The sequence below is a fragment of the Thioclava sp. GXIMD4215 genome (assembly GCF_045291555.1).
Lineage (GTDB): Bacteria > Pseudomonadota > Alphaproteobacteria > Rhodobacterales > Rhodobacteraceae > Thioclava > Thioclava litoralis.
Map to the genome: position 1 here is coordinate 2,068,308 of NZ_CP149515.1, position 17,424 is coordinate 2,085,731.

Below are 17,424 nucleotides of genomic sequence, written 5' to 3' on the forward strand. Positions count from 1 at the left end.
AGAAGATCGTCAAAGACATTAAGCGCGCCACGCGCAAACGTGAGGCGCTGGAAGAGGTGCGGACAGACAGAGACGCGTGGAAGCAGCAGGCTACAGCGTTGTTGAACGCCCCTCAAAAACGCCGAAAATGGTGGCCGTGGTCATAGGTCTCTGATTTACGTTGGCGGACGCAAGAAGGTCATCCGAAAGCTATTTTGGTGCTAGTAACTGACCGTTCCAATACCGTAGGAACATCGATCTTGCGTCACCGGCAGCAGCCTTCATTTCTTCAAAAGTCTCAGGCGGCGCATCGTCGGGCCATCCCCACCCAAAAATGGCGCTGAAAGAAACAAGAAGCGACGGTAAGCGAGCCATATCGAGAAAATCGTAAGGCATACTCATCACATGATAGCTTCCGGGCCGATAGCTAAACATGAAGCTGCGTTTCTCAGGATCTTCCAGATAGAAATCAAAATTGCTTTCCGGGTTTGCATCCAGATAGTGAACGATCCCGGCAAACGTCTCTTCTGAATGCACGATGTCGCCGGTTTCATAATTCACGACATCGAACACGTCATGGGCGGGCGAAAGCGCCAAGCTCATATCTTGCCGAAATCGCTGAAAAGCATCAGCACTGCGCTTCGAAACAAACATAAAATAGGCGTTCGAGTAGAAGTCATCGTTCATCTTGCAAGCCCCGCGCTTACGAACTTACCAATGTCCCATAGCTCGTAATAATAATACCTCTTGCCATTTAACGTGGCCTCGAAATAGCGCACACGGACGGACATTGAATCATAGGGCTTTCTCATGAGAAGAACCTTATCGGCGTTGGCCCGCACCTGCCCGACGGCTGCGTTAAACTGAGCCTGCAGCGCTTCAGCATTTTTAGCACTCCACGCAGGAAGACCAAATTCATGCGCATGGCGACTGTAGCTGTGTTGGAATTTCTTCCGCGCAATGGCCGACATTTGCCCCCATGGCTGCGCGTGGCCAACTCCCATAAAGCCATGCATCAAGCCCGCTTCTTCATCGACAGAATAATGGTTACGCTCCAGAGACGTAGCCTTTGACACGCGCGTCGGCGGGCGTTTTTTTGTCAACTCAGCAAGACGTTTTGCTTGTTTCTTCGTCAGCCGAACAAGGCCCTTAGCGGTGGATTTAGCCAGACTGACCAATCCGCCGCGCCAAGCAAATATCAGCGTTGCGACAGAGGCGTAGAGTTCTGCGCGGGCCCATTTTTCAGATGCAACACGATAGCTCGCATCGTCCCAAGTGGCAAAATCGATCCAGCCGATTTTGAAAAGAGTATCCCAGACATCCTGATCAATCTTATCTGGATCAAGTGTGCAAAAGTAATCCAGAACGGAATCTGCGCCCTTACCAGCATATAACGCGTTAGATTTACAGTAGTCCAAACCGCGCTTCGCAAGTGTACGCGCATTAGAAGCCCTCTCGCGCATGACACGTGCAAGGCCAGGTCTGGCAACCGAATTATCCAACATTACCGGCGTCAGATCTTCGGCAAAAATCTCTTCCGCCGACATACCTTCGAAATGCTGGATCAGGGCCGCCGCATTTTGGTTTGGAACTGTTGGATCGCGATAGCCAGATATTCCAACGCGGGCATATTCGGACTCCCAACCATTCTCGACGATATCTGCCTTCACTTCCAGATAGAACCATGCATCCCGATCAAGCCGCGTTGCAATTTCTTCCAGATGATCCGCCCAAGCGTTCAACTCTTCATAGCGAGGACAGCAGGTGCAGGGACACCCCTGAGTAATCTGTGCTACATCACTCAAAATTCACTCCTGCAAATTCAACCAAATCATATTCAAGCTCAATCAAGAGAGCCGCCGGAGCATGTCCGGCATTCAATGTGCGCCGAATTTCAGGAACGTCTTGCCACGCAGGAGCATATCTGGAGGCATGACGGCTGATCTCAACGAAACGCTTTATATGTATATCACTGCGCAATCCGGCAGCCATTCCCCGCAGCACAGCACAGTAGACATCCTCCAGACTATCGGCGGGATTACCCCCTTCATTCGCTGCTATCTCACAGGCTACTTTGCGGCTAAACGAGCGGCGTCTTTGCTCTTGAAGAGCTAACAGAGTGCGCTCCGTCAGAACGGCTGGCCGCGATCTGAAGCGCTCCGTCTCGTTCACGTTTCCAGAAACGATCAGAACTTGCGCCAAAATAGGATCGCAAACCATTAGCTGGTTCACATCCAATAGTCGCGAGAGCAAATCGAGTCCCTCACCTGTCCGCACGATTGATCGCAATATTTCCGGTTCCCAAAAGCGAAAATAGAACCACTGGCCATGATAATCTTGTAGACGCGTGAATTTGCGGAAATGCCGCCGCAAATCATCAAAGGACGCACGAGAACGGACATAGATCCCCAATTCCTGATCCCACAACCCAACGCCATCGTCCAAACGGGTCATAAGATGGCGGGTGAAATCATGACCTTTTTGGAGCTCCACAAGATAAGGGGCGCATTCCTCCAATTCTTCAGCGGCACTGCCCTGAAACAACGATTGGAACATTAAATCGGCCTGATCCAGCAGCCCTGTCAGAAGGTAGGGCGCCTTTGCTGCGTCAAGGATGGCGTAGGTACGCATCGACGGCACCTGTTCTGCCGCTCCATATGTGGCAATTTCAGCAGCATCGGGAGCGACATCGCCAAACAACGGCCCGGCCAGTCCATCCGGAACGGTCTGCTTTGGCCATTTTCCGAATTGGCGGCCTAAAGGAACCACACCGGATAAAGTCTCAATCAATAAAGCAGCCAGATCAGATCCGGCCTGAGGGGCCGCACCAATGTTAAGCCAAAAATCGCTCTCCACGAAGCATCCCGAAAGCTAAAATTATTCCAAAAACTGCCGGAAACATGCCGAAGGAACGAAGCTAGGACAAGACATCAGTCTAGAAATTGGCTGCTCCGCTCCCAGCATGCGCAACTTTCAGCCAAGCCCTGCCGCATGGCGCAATGCGTCGTTCACCGTTCGGCCACCCGTACTGTATTGTCTGGGAACCAAGCCGACCCATGCCGCAAAATCCCGTCCGCGCCCGAATGCCTCTCCCGTGCCAATCGCGGCAACCATCGCCGTCGAAATCATCGGTCCGATACCAGGAATGGTCATGACGTTGACGCAGTTCTCCTCGGTGCGGCTGATCTGCTCGATCTCTTTTGAGACCGCGTCGATCCGGTCATCCAGCCAGAGCCAGTCGCCGTATAGACCGATCAGGATGGCCCGCATGCGCGGCGATATCTCGTCTTTGCGTTCCTCGAGGATGGCCTCGAAGGAGTTCTTCAAAGCCCGAAGCCCTTTGCGCACCGTGATGCCTTGCTCGATCAGGAAGGCGCGGATCTGGTTGATAGTCGCGGTCCGGCGCGACACCAGACGCGAGCGCACCCGGTGAAGGGCCTGCAGGTCGAGCTGGTCCTGGCTCTTCTCCGGCACGGTTGGTAAGTTCGGGCGCAGCGCCGCTTCCGCGATGGCCTCGGCATCATTGTAGTCGTTCTTCTGCCCCTTGACGAAAGGCTTCACATAAATCGCGGGGATGATGCGCGGCTCGAAACCAAGCTGGCGTAGGGTCCGACTGACGAAATGGGCACTCAGGCAAGCCTCCATGCCGGCGATGCATCTAGGATCGACGCAGAGCACTACATCGAAGGGTGTGCTGCAGATGTCTGGAAAGTGGATTCAAGAGCGACTGGCCAAAGCGGGATTGAGTCAAGACCAGCTTGACGACCTTGCAATGGGTTACGACTCTGTGCTCTTGAAGGTCGACAAATACGGAGATGTCTCTGATGTTTGGCTGGATAGAGATGGGATGCCAATCACCGCACCGACGTGGAGCACAGAATGAGAGATAAACTGGCACCGCCGCAATTTTGGTTGGAGAGAGAAGCGTGGCAACAGCGTCGCCTCTCTCGTTTCACCGCTATTTATGAAGACCAACAAGAGACGAAGGCACGCCGTTGTAATGTGGGCACTGCGCTATTAAATTTTTTGTTCGAACAAAGCCTTATCAGTTTCTCTGTTAGCGCCCCGATGCCCGAGGTCGTAGTCTCGGGGCTTCGGGCGGTCGGGCACCATTTCCCCGAAATGGTTTCGCGCTTCGGAACCAAGATGCCGGATGGCATTGCGCGCGAAGGTTATGATGACTATCTGCGCTACATATCGATGTTGGTATTGTGCTGCGCTAACCAAGATGAATTTAAAGCGTTCTTCGATGCTCTTGACCAGTTTGACCTAACTAAGCGCGATTACGGTGGCTACGACCAAATCTGGTCAGCCTTCCGGCGTCAGCTTGGCCAAGGGGATGTGGCGCCGCAAAGCTCCGTACATTGGCCGGAAGCCTATCACAACCTCTGGCTCGCGATTGATCCCGAAGAGCCCGATTTCGCGCGCCCACATCACTTGGGAAAATTCCTGAAGGGTTGGTACGACGAGATGGCGACCGAACTCGCGGCGCAGACCACGCGGGCGGAAGATCTTGGTGAGAACAGCACTTATGTTGGCTACTGGTGCTTGGAAGCAGCTGCCGCATCGGTCGCCTTCGGGATTGATGACACGCAGTTGCGAGACCACCCTCACTATCCGACTGAATGGGCAGATTGGGCCCGCAATTGCCGCCCCTTGGCATGAAAGTGGGGGAGGCAGAGAGTGTGCCATGTGCTCCTTAAGGTCGTTTAACCAAGCTACCGCGCCAAAGCTATAGCGATACTTTTCACACGGTCTACTCAACGTAACATATTGAAATAGCGCCGTCTCACGGCCGAAATTTCTGCGTCAATATTGGAGGCAATATGCCCGCATCGACCCGTCTCGGAGACATCGGCTCCGGCCATGATGGTTTTCCGCCAACACCTGCTACAGCGGCCAGTGGCGATGTCTTTGTGAATGGCCAAGGTGCTGTGCGGCAAGGTGATAGCTATGCCGCACATAGCAAACCCAAACACCCGCCCCACGGCCGAAGTCTTGCCGGCGGCTCTGGAACGGTTTTTATCAATGGCAAACCCGCAGGGCGCGTCGGCGACGCTATCTCTTGCGGAGGATCAGCTGCGAGCGGGTCCAGCAACGTTTTCATTGGTGATTGATTAAAGCAGCCGTTCGCTCCCGCCGCGGCGAAGGCCGGCTGTCCGCCCTGATGGTCAAAAGATGGGGTCTCTTGGTGCGCGGCGGATTAATGGCCGCTATCCCAAACTTGCCGCGGGCGCCAAGCCGCACCGCCGCAAGTCAGATTTCCGCCCTTTTTTGCTGGATAACGTTTCTGTTCAGTGACGAAGATCTGCCCGTCAGCAATAGTGCAGCCCGTTTTTTTTAGATGAATCTTGGTTTGCAGCGCGAAGTTTCATCGGCAATGAGCGGTTTGTCCCGAAACTTTCCTCTCGGCTAGCCATACCTTTTGCCAAAGATAGTATGCGGATTGACTAATCGGCGGACCCGTCATCGCACGGACAACGGGCAGGATCTGCATTCCGCGTTTTCCTTGAGCCAGCATTCGAGCCGCTGTCACCTGACGCTGAGGCGTCATCACCAACGGTCGCCCATACGCGGAGTGGGAAGCTTTCGCTCTGCGCAGCTCTCGCGTTGTTCGTTGTGAAGTATTTTGCCGTTCTATCGCCGACAAGACCTGCAGCAACTCCGGTACGGCGCGCTCAAGTTTCAGATCACAATCATCGCCTAGTTTGACATCGATAGAAGCACCCGCCCGATGCAGTGAAGATAGCCTATTCATGATTTCAGATGGTTGTCGTCCGAGGGGCCGCAGTCCTTCGAAGGAAATCGAGCACTCCTGCGATCGAGCGACACGCCGTATTCGACGTATCAAACTGATGGCTGCTTCATGGGATTTGTCGCAGTCTTCTGAAAAGTAGAATTTCACGCCGCCCCCAATGTTCATGATTTGTTTTATTCTGAGCTTGTTGTCCTCTACTCGCAAGTGATTTTCTGAGTGAGTGAAAAAGTGCAAGAAGCGGTACTTTAATCAATATATAGCGCGACATAATGACGCACTACATATTGATAATAGTTCACAGTTTGACACAATGGATAAATGCTAAGTATTTGTAATTTTGTAATAATAATTAATAGATTGGTCTATCAGAGCAATTTTGCGTAGGTCAAATTAGGACAGGCCATGCTTGCTGCTTTCCATTTCATACACGTATTTTCGAAGCCTCCCCCAAAACCTCCCTCAAAACAAATCTTGTACCGCGTCCTTTTACGGGCATGATTCTCTCATAGTGCTGCGAACAATATTTTTGCGGCTCGATCTGGAGGATCTGGACGACAATGTCTTGGGACACGACGAGCATCAATCTGGTACGGCACGATGATATCCGGCGCAGGTTACGTGCGAAGGGTGTCCGGCTGCTGGATATTGCCGTTGAGACAAGCAGACAGTCCAGCCTCGTGACGCAAACGAGCCAAGGATACCGGCGCTGTCCCGAGATCGAAGAAGCGATCGCCCGTCACCTCGACCAGAGTGTCGATAGCCTATTTCCAGAGCGCTACGGGCCCTCCACGACCGAACAGGGAGATCAGCCATGACCTCATAAATAAAAGCGACCCCGAAGCATAGCTCGCGAGGTCGCCTGATTTGCTGAACTTTGGCCGGTACCAGCAACATCAGATTCCCTCGCATCGTCTAATTTGTCAAGTCTGCACACCGTTTGAATGGCGGAGGCAGGGCTGATCTTACATGCAAAGGAACGCGTCTGGCTGCGGAAGTCACAATAGACGGCTTCCCGCTAGACCTTAAAATCTATGACAGGACACCAAATTGAACGCCGCTTGGATGCGGCGACCGGAGGCGCACGCATGTTGCAGCGCTTACCTCTCTCGCTTGATATGGAGCCATGCGAAACCGCGACATCTCTATGCTCGCGAATTTCGGCTAGGAATGGCTTGCCGCGGATGCGCGTGCTGTGCCGTGATTTTTCGATAAACAGCGTGGCCCTCGGCAACGGGGAGGAGGAAGCGGTTGCCCGCATCGCCCGTCTTGCCGGGGTGGAGCCAGTACGGCTGCAGCTTCATACCCCAACATTGATCGAAGTCGGTCGATATCGGGTCGGCCACGAGAACATCAAGTTCTCTGCGATGTTGCGCAGAGGGGGACAGCTTTGCCCGCTCTGTATCGCAGAAGATGAATGCCGCGATCCAAAGTTCGGGCCCTATCAGAGGGATATCTGGCAGATCGCCGCGTTCCGGCACTGCCAAAAGCATGGTGTTGCGTTTGAGCGCCCGCAGTTTGCATGTCGGCTAGGCGATATCCATGATTTCACACAGGTGCTGAAGACCTGGGCCCCAAGTGCGATCATCGAGGTCGGAACCGATGGGTCCGCTTTAGAGGATTATCTGCTCAATCGCATCCGGACGGGGGCTAGCGAGGATTGGATCGACCAACAGGCGTTCCACGTCGTGTGGCAGGTCTCAGAGGCTCTTGGCCTTCTTCTGACCGAAGGTGCGCAGGCCAAGCTGCATCATCAGCCGGTTGAAAAGCTGATCCGCGCTGGGGCGGCGGGCTATGAGGTTTTGCGCAAAGGGCTGGATGCGCTGCAGGTGACATTGACTGACCTCCGAGAAGCGGGCGGTCAGCATCGGAATAACTATGGTAAGCTCTACGGGCCGCTCATGAGCTGTCTTCTGGAGCGCCGCCGCGACCCCGAGTTTGACGAAATCCGTCGCTTCGTGCGGGACTACATCCTGAATAACTTCCGTATTGCGCCAAACACCTCGGTGCTGGGCGAAAAGACAGACGGCAACCAGATGTTCACGGCGCTGACCGCAAGTCGGCATTTCGACGTGTCCCTGTCCATGCTCAATCGCCAACTGAAGAAGGAGGGGCTGCGGCCAGAGGGCCGGCCGAATGAAAAAAGCGATCCCAAACTCCTTGTGCCGCGTGATCGCATGGAGCAGGTCATTGCGGAGGTCCGCAAATTGTCATCGATCACGGTGACACGGGCGGTAATTGGCGCCGACCGGCATATCATGGACCAGTTGTCGGCTTGTGCGCTTCTGGTGCCGCACTTCCCTGATGATGGCGGGACGCCTGTGTTCCACCACGATGAGGTCATGCGGTTTCTAAAGCGCCTGCAGGACGCCGCCACAGTGGTTCGGAAGCCATCGCGCTATTGGCGTCCGCTGACCTCGGCAGCGCTGAAGACACATTGCTCGACCGTCTGGCTTATCGAGCAAGCCCTCTCAGGGAAGCTGCAGTTGGCGGCGCGAATGTCAGGCCCGTTCCAGATTGCGGATTTCCTGGTTTCGATGAACCAGCTCCGTGCGCTTCTCAGTGAGGTGTCCGAAGGCATGGTAACGGCAGCCGAGGCCGCAAAATGGCTCGCGGCAGATATTCCGACAATCCACGCGCTGGCATCATCGGGGCTTTTGCCGTCGCAGCTTGCCGAAAACAGGCTCGCCAACCGGCCGCAGAGGCTGTTTTCCAAAGCCGATCTGGACGCCTTTGCGCATTCCCATGTGGTCATGCGCGCTTTGAACGGGGCGCGAAGGGCAAAATACACGGACACGCTGGCCTTCATCGAACAGCACGGCGCGCAGCCGGTGCTTTCCGACCCGAAGGTAAAGCCGATCTTCAAACGCCAGCATCTCGAGCATATCGCCAGTCTTGAGGGGGGCGAGCAGCTGTCGTGGCTCTTGTCGATTGAAAACGCCCGTATAGGCAAGGCGGCAGATCCCGATCCTCAGGTCAAAAAGTCGGAGGGGGCGAAATGAGTGTCTCTTTCTTCGATATCGACCATGACACATGGAATTACGGCAAGCCAAAGCTGCGCTCGGCCGGCAAAATCACCCTGCCGGAAATCCATGGAGTTCTACCGTTCTCGGGTGTCCGTAATCCGATCACGGTAAGCAGCACATCCCACAAAACCACCTTCACTTACAAAACAAAGGCCAACAGAGGACAGCCCCGTGTCGGTCTCGCAGAAAGCGGCGCCGAGTTGGCGGTGGCGGAGAGGTCTCTTATCACTCCGGGTGTCTACGACGTGGAGTTCCAGCCGGTGCGCTTTCCCTATCGCCACCCGACAGGGCGTACAGCATGGCATACCATCGATCAGCGGATTACCTTTGACTCTGGCCTGCGCCGGTTTGTTTTCGTCCGTAACAGGGCCAGCCTTCTAAAGCCTTGGGTGCAGGACGAAATCGACGCGATTGCCGATGCTGTGCCCGAGAACGAAGCGCATGAATTTGCCGTCGTCGAGGCGGAAGCCTTCTCGCGCCCCTACCGCGAAAACCTCCGCCGGATGCATCGCTACGTTTCCTTCGAACCCGATCCTGCTGCGGATGCCATGGTCGAAGACACCATCGAGCATTTGAGGACGCTCTGGCGGATGGCGGATCTTATCCCGCATCTCGACATTCCGCCCTATCGGATCTTCCGGTCCTGCCTGCGCCTGATCGCCGCTAAAAAGCTTCAGGCCAATCTTAACGCCGTCATCTGCTTTCACTCCCGCATCTGGAGGTCACAGTCATGAAGCTCAATTCCCTTATTCCCGCAGGCCTTCAACTGAAGCTGTCTGGTAAAACCAGAGTTCTCTATCCGAACGGTGATGGGCATTACCGCGCCGAACATGCCGATACCGGTCGCGTGGAAATCATCACCTATAATGAGGCGCTGTCTTGGCTGAAACGGCCTGATTGTTCCAGCATTGGTCAGCTGACGAGCAGCGCCGCATCGGCCAGAGTGCGCAACGGCGGCCGGCACTACCGCGAGCAGCTTTCCGAGGAGCTTCAGGATCAGATCGACTTTCGCAAGGCGCTTTGCGTTGGGATTGATCATCTAGAACAATCCGGGGTCAAAGTGACGTCGACTTCCGTCGACCAGCCCCAAAACCAACGGATCATCCGCGAGGTGGCAGGGCAACTCTATAAGACGCGTCCGATCTCCTATGCGCTGCGCGGTGGCTCCACGAAACTAGTCGCTATACCACCGCGCGGCCGGACCCTTCTAGACTACAGGCAGCGCTATAGCGGGTCTGGCTATGACGAGATGGCTTTGGTGGATCAGGCCTGGTTGCGCGGCAATCGTATGCCGCGGATCACGACCAGAATGCGCGAGCTGATGACCGAGGCGATTGAGCAGATCTATCTTGATCCCAAGAAACCGAATGTGTCGTCGGTCCTCCGCCATCTGGAAACCCTTACCACGGAAGAAAACGCAAAGCGGGTATTGAACGGGTTAGGCCCGCTAAAGCCGGTCACCCATAAGACCCTCGCCAAACATATCCGGATGATCGGCTCTACCGCTGTGACGATCGCGCGGGATGGGGAGCGTTTTGTTGCGAATAATCGCTCCCGTGGCGCCACCGATACGCGTGCTTTGAGCGTGGGGGAGAACCTTACCATTGACGAATGCAAGCTGTCCGTCATCACCACAGTGAAAGAGAAAGGCTGGTGGGAACGGCTGAGTACTGAAGAACAGGCTGCGTTTGAGGAGATCGACGAGATCATCCACACACGGCTCTGGCTGGTTCTTGTCCTGGATGTGGCGACCCGCATGCCACTGGCTTGGGTTCTGACGGATAGCCCGTCGCACCATGCGACGCTCGAGGCCCTTCGCATGGCAACACGCGACAAAACCCGCGAAAAGGTCGTGTATGGCTGCGAGAGTGATTCCATGCCTGCTGTCGGTATCGGCTCCATCGTGGGGGATAACGGCTCAGGCCTACGCAATGCATCCGTCAAGGCTGCCACCGTCGGTGTGCTCGGGCAGAGCGTTGATGCCCGTAGCTATCACGGTATCGATAAGCCCTTCCTCGAACGGATGTTCGGGTCGCTGGAAAGCATCCTGATCAACATGATCCACGGCTATACCGGCCGAAAGGCGGGAGCTTTACCCGGCTATGACCCGATCAAAAACGGAGTGCTGGATTGTCAGGAGCTTTATGGCCTGATCACGCGCTATCTGGTCGATGAATATCCCTACCAGCGGCATTACGGTACAACGATGCTTGGGCAACGCCCGATCAAGCAGCTGCAGCTGACAAACCAATTCTATGGTGCCTTTGCAGAAATCTGCCCGCATGATCGCCGCATTCACCTCGGCTGGAAGAGCAAAGCGACGATCAGTGATGAGGGCGTCAAAGCGTTCGGGCTGCCCTATAACTCTCCCGAATTGCAGGCCGTCCGCGATCACGTCCACGGCAAGGTTTCGGTCTTCTCGGACCCCGATTGCACCAACCATGTCACCATCCTGATCGAGGGCCACCCTGATCCAATTCTCGGATATCTCACATGGACCGCCATGTCCGATATGACGATCCCCGAGTTCCTAGCGATTGCGGAGGCGACGCGGGCAGAAGACCTTGAAGAGACGGAGGAGTTCGAGGCGCGGCTCGCACGGGTAAGGCGCGCGAGGTTCGATCAGCTGCATTTCATCGCCGTCGAGCATAAGCTTGCCCGCAGCTACATGACGATCGCAGAGGCCCAGAAGAAGGCTGAAATCGTCACGGCAGGCCAACATTCCCGTCCCCATAGCGCCCTGTCTGGCACCGTGGATCCGGGCAGTATTGCGGATGAACATGCGAGCGCTGGCATTCGGAAGGTGGGTGCAGGGTTCAAGCCGCCACTGGACGGTTCGCTTGCCCCGAATGAGGCGCCAAAAACTGCAGAGCTCCTTCCGAAGCCCGACACAAAGGGGAAGTTGTCATGAGTTTCATCAACCTCTCGGCGGCTGGCAGCATTTCGACGCTGAAGGCCGCACATTACAGCTTCCCGAGGGCGGATCGTCTGAGGGAGGACATGGTCTGGATGGTCACGGACTACTATGCCAAAGCCTCTCTGCGCCGTCCTTTCGAGGCGCGTGGCCTGCTGGTCACGGGCCCGTCCCGCACAGGAAAATCGACTGAAATCCGGCGCCAGATCGACGCCTTGAATGATGGCTCAACGATCATGCCGGACGGCCGACCCGCGCGCTTTGTATCGGTGGTGTTGAAAGGTCTGCTTTCGTGGAAGGATCTCGGGATCCACACTCTGGATCAAGGGCTGAACTACTCGGCAACCGGGCGACTGACACAGCGGGAAGTCTGGGAACGCGTCGTGATCCAAGCCCGGGAACAGGGCGTGATCGGCATCCACTACGATGAATGTCAGCACATCTTTCCCCGCGTGACCGGCGAGGCGCGGGCGATGATTCTCGACAGCTTCAAATCCCTTCTGAAACAACCGGAATGGCCGCTCATGCTGATCCTGTCCGGCGTCGACAGCCTCGTGCAGCATATCACCAGCGAGGAACAACTGGCCTATCTGATGCGGCCGATCTCGTTTCCCGAGGTGGCGCTGCATCGACCCGCCGATCTGGCGGAGATGGTCAGCCTTTGTCATGCCTATGCGGATAAGGCTGGCTTGGCGTTCGACACCCTGAACACGCGGGATTTCTACGAGCGGCTTGCCTGCGCCTGTGCCAACCGGTGGGGGCTCGTCATCGAGCTGCTGATCGACGCTTTCGTCATTGCGCTGAATCAGAGGGCAAGCGAACCATCTCCGCCGCATTTCTGCCTCGCCTTCACGCGCCGAACGGGTTTGCGGGAGGGCTATTCACCCTTCTCGATCGATAGCTACGAGGCGCTGTTCTCGCCGCAGAAGATTTTCGAGATATGGGAGAAACGACGGGCTGCGATCAGCGCCTGACCAGCTTCCAAAGGCACCTGATCGGGCTCGCGCTTTGCGCGGGCCTTTTTTCGTTTCACCGGCGGCGAGGACGCTTGAGGTGGCGTTTGCAATTGCTCCAAATTGGTAGGGAATTGCTCCAAACGCGAAATGGGGTGGAAATTATGACGCTATCTCAATCGGTTGCAGATGATTCGTTTTGAAGGCCTTTGAAATCTGCACTCTTATGGTCCAATGACAGTTGGACCATAAGAGTGCAGATTTGGAGCATAACGCGACCAAACTGCAGTCGATATGGGAAATTCGACACTCTTGGGTGTCGAGACCGACACACTATCCCAAAATAGCAATGCAGGTTGCCTGGCAATTCTCTGAAACGCCTCGTCGAACTACCTGCGACTGAAGTCGCAAGGTCTATGCAGCGTCACATCAAGCGAGCGACTTTTGTGGGTCGAATTCATTCCGCGCAAAAAAGCATCCATACCGATAGTTCTCTGCAAATGTCTGATCATTTCTCGAACGTGACATAATCAGACAATAAGGGCGGGGAGCCGCCGTTCGTTGCGTAATGCTTGAATGTCGGTTTTGCAAAATGTCGATCGGATTTCGTGGTGCATGAATACCTTTCCGCAGGATAAATCATGCCCAAGCCGCCTATAATAAAGTTGATCGAGAGCATCCCACAGGATCCAAATGACAGAAGGCTCAGGCCTCGCTGACGTGGTGTCCGATCTCTTTTGCAGGGGATTGATCGTAGCATTCACACGACCATTATCCTTTTTTAAGCAGGTACGATGCTGTTGTTTCTTAATGTTGGAGCGACCGTTGTTGTAAGTCCGTAGCTATTCCGTTGCGATCTTGCTGAACCTCGTCGATGCTCACGAAGGAATGGAGGGCCAGCCTTCCGATTCAGACAAAGGCGACCTACATCCGATCCACCAGACGCCAAGGCTACACACCTTAAGCAAGTTTTTTACTATGATGTTTACGTTGGCTTCTTGCGCCGATAGCAGTCGCGATGCATACTCTCCGCCATATTTTAGGTATTGTTATGTAAGGCCAATGTGAGCGAAGATTTTTGGCTGGATATTGAAGATGTTGCTGTGCAACCGGCGGACCGTCCTCTGGTCCTTCAGATCGAGGATATTTCGAAGGTAGAGCCGCTGGGTAAGCAGTTTGGGGTCGATCCGAAGCGTTCTGTCCCGGATGTTTTGTATCCGGCGGTTTTTGGTGCGCAGGATAGCGCCATGCCATGCTTTGCCATTCTGGATGCGGGAAAGGTCGAAAACCTGCCAGAGATGCTGGCGACCTCCGGTCTTGAACATCGCTGCTTGTTCAAAGGGGAAACGGCAGAGGAACTGAGCGAGGTTGCGCCTTGGCTGGTGCGGCTGGAAGACGGCAATAAATTCACGACTGGTCTGTTCACCCGGTCAAACGCGCCGTGGCACTTGTGGGATCACCAGCCCGGCTTGTATCTGCGCTCAAGCGCAAGCTTCGATCAGCTGTGGCAGCATCTGCGTAAATTCACCCGCATATGCGATGAGGCTGGAAACTGGTTTTACTTTCGGTTTTGGGACAACGGCAGTCTTATAGACTATTTGCGCTATGCCGATGGCCGCGCGGAATGTGATTTGCGCCCGATCTTTGGTTTTGATGCGCAAGATCCGTTACGGCCCTTGGTGCGATCCTACATCCATGCCGGCAATGACCACGCCGTGATCAGCACGGCAACCCGTATCAGTGGGCACAACACCCGCCCCCGCACCAAATTTGACATGCCCGTGCTGCGCTTTCTGGCGCTGCGCAACCACGCGCATCGCTTTGCCGATAGTTTCTTCGCGGGGCAGACCCTTCGCCCTGAAACGCGGCGCAAAGCCCACGACACGGCGGCCCGTGTGGCGCTGCATTTTCACGCCCATGGTTTCAAAAGCCGCTATCACTTGGGCAGCTTTGTCTATTGGACGCTTGCGCTAAACCGAGATTTTGAGACGGCCTCTCCACGCATTCAGCAAGAAATTTCCGCAACGACATCCGACGCAGAGGCCCGCTTCATCGCGATCTCGCGCGAGATGAGGGCGCTTTTCGGCAATAATATTAGGAATTTCCATGGCCACCGAGTCTGAGTTTTACTTGCCCCATGATGATTGCACGAAAGGCGGCACCTGTCCCGGTGAAGATGTTTTCATCCCGCAGCAAATCGGCAATGTGGCGATGGATCGGCTTTTTGTCGGATCGGCGGCAGACAGCCAGCTTGATCTGGGCCTTGCCAATGTCGACAGCTATCCGCTGTCGGATGAGGTGTTTCCAGTCATCTATGACGGCGCCTATCTGACGCTTGACGGGCTGATGGATTGCTTTGCGCGCAAATACCCTGAACGCGCCCAGCTTCTGAGCATCCTGATCGAAACCCAAGGCTATAAGGTTGTTTTCGAGGAAAACCCGACCGCCGCCGAAGCCGCGCTAGAAAAATGGCTTGATGATTAAGGCGCGTTGGTTCGCAAGCAGACCCGTTCGGTTGCAACCAATGAAGATTACGCGCTTCTAAACAAGATGCGCGACACCTATGCCAGCGAGAAACGCAAGCTGGATGCCATGCGACACTGGCATATTGCGAATGGCACGATTTACCTCAGCACCCGCATCAACCGAAACATTGATGTAAACAACTTCTTCCTTGGCGATGACGAGGATTACATCAACCGGATGCCCACCAATGCCGAGGGCGCGGATTGGCTGAATGCGGTGATGGGCGATTGGATGGCGCGATCCGGCATTCCGGGGGCGAGCGCCGACGAAGAATTTTCCGACAACTGGAGTTCGCGCATCGCTTGGGGCGGGATGAATATCGTCTTTGGCGCGGCGGAATTCATCGGCGGGGTGGCACTGACCGCGGGCACGCTGGGCTGGGGAACGGTGGCGGGCGGCGCTTTGTCCCTCGCAGGCTTTGAGGCGATCACGCAGGGCATCGACATGTGGCGCACGCCAAATGAAGCCGCCCATAGCACCGGCTGGCTGGGTGACGCCACCTATGCCATGATGAACAAATTCGGCGTGCTTGAACAAAATGATCAGGCCGCGTTCAATCGCTATTGGTCCTTTGCGATGCTGGGGCTGAGCTTGGGCGGCGCGGGCGTTCTGGGCTATGCTGGCAAAGCGGTGCAGGCCGGGCGTGTGGGGCAAGCCGCGCGGCAGCTCGACTTCATCGCCGAGGTATCCAAACGCACGCTGGCGTCGGCCCGCACCGCCATCGTCGGCGTGAAGGGCGCGCGTTTCGGCCAATTCATCGCGCATTATGCGGCCCTGCCGTCTGGGCGGATCGCTATGAATATCCAAGGCGTGGGCCGAATCGTCGCCCCGCATTGGGAAAGCCTGACCCGTCTGCGCCTGCGGATGAATACGGCCGAAAAGATCGCAGTCCAGGAACGCCGCGCCGCCCTTGCAGCCCATGAGGCCGGTTTCTTGCACCTGCCAAATGGCGTCAAATCCGCAGCAGACGCCCAAAAACTTGTTGACCGTGTTTATGCTCATATGGGACTGCGACCGCGTGACAAAGCCTCATTGATCGCGAAAGTGACCTTTGGGGGCGAAACCAGTAGCTTTAATGCCTATCGCGAGTTGAGAATTACGTCCACCATTGGCACTCCGCGAAATTTGGGCCGCGGGGGATATAATGAGTTCATTGCGATGAACGAAGTGTGCCATGAACTGATACATGCGCAACGTCTGAAAGCCTGGGTTTCTACAGGCAAAGGCAGCGCCGAGGACTATTGGAAGGCATATCCCCGTGGTAGAGTCGCATATTATCAGGAAGAAGTTTTTGTTGAAACGACGGCAAGAGCTTGGACCGAACGCATGGTTCGGCCGCGAATTGAAAAAGAGTTAAAATACGGCTCATCTGAGGAAGCAAAAAAACTGCAAGCGATGCTCGACGAGTTCTTAGAAGATTCTAAAGCTTACATTGATTGGAATAAGAGACGGGCTGGCCAATGAAAAAAGATGATCTCTATTATTTTCAGCGTATCTGGGATGCAGCGGAGAAACTGTACAATAAGAAGACCGAAGGAAAATCGTGGGACGAAATCCTTGCCATGACGCACGCACTTGATGCCGAAAGTGGTATAGAACGAGAGGTCCGCATTGGGATCCACCTCCACGAAGCCTTCGCCATCATCCGCCTTCTTGTGGATGACATGATGCCGGAAGACCCGGATAAGATTTATGATGTCGTCTGGGTGGATCGTGTTTCTGAACTTATGGGTAAGGGTGAATTGCACCATGAGAAAAGAACCCGCGCGCAACTGCTGAAACGCTTGCACTGGATCTCCAGCGAAGAATTTGGTGAAGATCTCGACGAATGGGTCGACTGGATGGCCGCTTTCGAGGCCAACCCGCCGCCTTGGGGTGCGCGATAATCAACAGCCCTTGAGGGCGTCATCCACCATTCGTCGGTGTGGCGCACCGCCCATTTGCCCTCGATCCGCACGGTGCCCGAACCTGAGGACGGACAATGAAGCGAACGAGATTCACGGACGAACAGATCATCGGTATCCTGGCCGAGCATGCGGGACCTGGCCAACGAGCGCCGACGGTTCGGGGCAAGAAGCTTCACCGAGGTATTCAAAGCAATCGGAGCAATCTGCGATCTCTACGATCCGGCAGAATGCTGGAACTACTTCAAGGCTGCCGGATATGTCTCAAGTTAAAATCGAAAAGCTTTAATGGGTCCAACATTAAGGTAATGGATTTCGCGGCGGTCAGATTTCTGACTGCAAGATTGAGCAAGTATCTCCGAACCTC

Annotated in this window: 15 protein-coding genes and 1 pseudogene; 11 read left to right on the forward strand and 5 right to left on the reverse strand. The window is 55.2% G+C overall.

The genetic code is table 11. The annotated features are described in order from the left end of the window. Positions 1 to 189: 189 nt before the first annotated feature. The 4 genes and pseudogenes from WDB86_RS10225 to WDB86_RS10240 all read right to left on the reverse strand — a co-directional run. Positions 190 to 666: a hypothetical protein gene (locus tag WDB86_RS10225; RefSeq protein WP_339108537.1), complete on the reverse strand. Its 477-nt coding sequence runs from the start codon at positions 664 to 666 to the stop codon at positions 190 to 192. Further along, entirely contained in the window at positions 663 to 1,784 is a 1,122-nt protein-coding gene (locus WDB86_RS10230) for a hypothetical protein (RefSeq protein ID WP_339108536.1), read from the reverse strand. The genes WDB86_RS10225 and WDB86_RS10230 overlap by 4 nt, the downstream gene beginning before the upstream one ends. Further along, positions 1,777 to 2,835 carry a DUF4123 domain-containing protein gene (locus WDB86_RS10235; protein WP_406735843.1) on the reverse strand — a complete coding sequence of 353 codons (1,059 nt, stop codon included), beginning with the start codon at positions 2,833 to 2,835 and terminating at the stop codon, positions 1,777 to 1,779. Before WDB86_RS10235 ends, WDB86_RS10230 begins: the two co-directional genes overlap by 8 nt. A 153-nt stretch (positions 2,836 to 2,988) precedes the next feature. After that, a pseudogene (locus WDB86_RS10240) lies at positions 2,989 to 3,642 on the reverse strand (IS110 family transposase); the annotation flags it as partial. Positions 3,643 to 3,858: 216 nt separating this feature from the next. Here WDB86_RS10240 and WDB86_RS10245 point away from each other — a divergent pair. Both WDB86_RS10245 and WDB86_RS10250 read left to right on the forward strand, forming a co-directional pair. Beyond that, positions 3,859 to 4,644 carry a PoNe immunity protein domain-containing protein gene (locus tag WDB86_RS10245; RefSeq protein WP_406735844.1) on the forward strand — a complete coding sequence of 262 codons (786 nt, stop codon included), beginning with the start codon at positions 3,859 to 3,861 and terminating at the stop codon, positions 4,642 to 4,644. 161 nt (positions 4,645 to 4,805) lie between these two features. Continuing rightward, the gene (locus WDB86_RS10250) at positions 4,806 to 5,096 is read left to right on the forward strand and encodes a type VI secretion system PAAR protein (protein WP_406735845.1); all 291 of its coding nucleotides are present in this window, start codon (positions 4,806 to 4,808) and stop codon (positions 5,094 to 5,096) included. A 254-nt stretch (positions 5,097 to 5,350) separates the two neighbouring features. Here the strand turns inward: WDB86_RS10250 and WDB86_RS10255 are convergent, their stop codons facing one another. Then, the gene (locus tag WDB86_RS10255; protein WP_406737038.1) at positions 5,351 to 5,902 is read right to left on the reverse strand and encodes a recombinase family protein; all 552 of its coding nucleotides are present in this window, start codon (positions 5,900 to 5,902) and stop codon (positions 5,351 to 5,353) included. Between the two features lie 392 nt (positions 5,903 to 6,294). Between WDB86_RS10255 and WDB86_RS10260 the strand changes: the two genes are divergently transcribed. From WDB86_RS10260 to WDB86_RS10300, 9 genes are all read left to right on the forward strand, one after another. After that, positions 6,295 to 6,552 (forward strand): helix-turn-helix domain-containing protein, encoded by a 258-nt coding sequence (locus WDB86_RS10260; protein ID WP_406735846.1) that lies wholly within the window; start codon positions 6,295 to 6,297, stop codon positions 6,550 to 6,552. A gap of 270 nt (positions 6,553 to 6,822) precedes the next feature. Continuing rightward, positions 6,823 to 8,736 (forward strand): TniQ family protein, encoded by a 1,914-nt coding sequence (locus WDB86_RS10265; RefSeq protein ID WP_406737039.1) that lies wholly within the window; start codon positions 6,823 to 6,825, stop codon positions 8,734 to 8,736. Continuing rightward, entirely contained in the window at positions 8,733 to 9,494 is a 762-nt protein-coding gene (locus WDB86_RS10270) for a hypothetical protein (RefSeq protein ID WP_406735847.1), read from the forward strand. Before WDB86_RS10265 ends, WDB86_RS10270 begins: the two co-directional genes overlap by 4 nt. Continuing rightward, positions 9,491 to 11,671, forward strand: a complete 2,181-nt coding sequence (locus WDB86_RS10275; RefSeq protein WP_406735848.1) for a hypothetical protein — start codon at positions 9,491 to 9,493, stop codon at positions 11,669 to 11,671. Before WDB86_RS10270 ends, WDB86_RS10275 begins: the two co-directional genes overlap by 4 nt. Beyond that, complete coding sequence (locus WDB86_RS10280; RefSeq protein WP_406735849.1) at positions 11,668 to 12,648, forward strand: ATP-binding protein; 981 nt, start codon at positions 11,668 to 11,670, stop codon at positions 12,646 to 12,648. The genes WDB86_RS10275 and WDB86_RS10280 overlap by 4 nt, the downstream gene beginning before the upstream one ends. Before the next feature lie 1,043 nt (positions 12,649 to 13,691). Next, complete coding sequence (locus WDB86_RS10285; protein WP_406735850.1) at positions 13,692 to 14,750, forward strand: DUF4123 domain-containing protein; 1,059 nt, start codon at positions 13,692 to 13,694, stop codon at positions 14,748 to 14,750. After that, positions 14,734 to 15,111, forward strand: coding sequence for a hypothetical protein (locus WDB86_RS10290; RefSeq protein WP_406735851.1), 378 nt, complete (start codon positions 14,734 to 14,736; stop codon positions 15,109 to 15,111). The genes WDB86_RS10285 and WDB86_RS10290 overlap by 17 nt, the downstream gene beginning before the upstream one ends. Before the next feature lie 6 nt (positions 15,112 to 15,117). Then, positions 15,118 to 16,617, forward strand: a complete 1,500-nt coding sequence (locus WDB86_RS10295) for a hypothetical protein (RefSeq protein WP_406735852.1) — start codon at positions 15,118 to 15,120, stop codon at positions 16,615 to 16,617. Then, a complete protein-coding gene (locus WDB86_RS10300) occupies positions 16,614 to 17,039 on the forward strand; it encodes a hypothetical protein (protein ID WP_406735853.1) in 426 nt (141 codons plus the stop codon). The genes WDB86_RS10295 and WDB86_RS10300 overlap by 4 nt, the downstream gene beginning before the upstream one ends. Positions 17,040 to 17,424 lie beyond the last annotated feature (385 nt).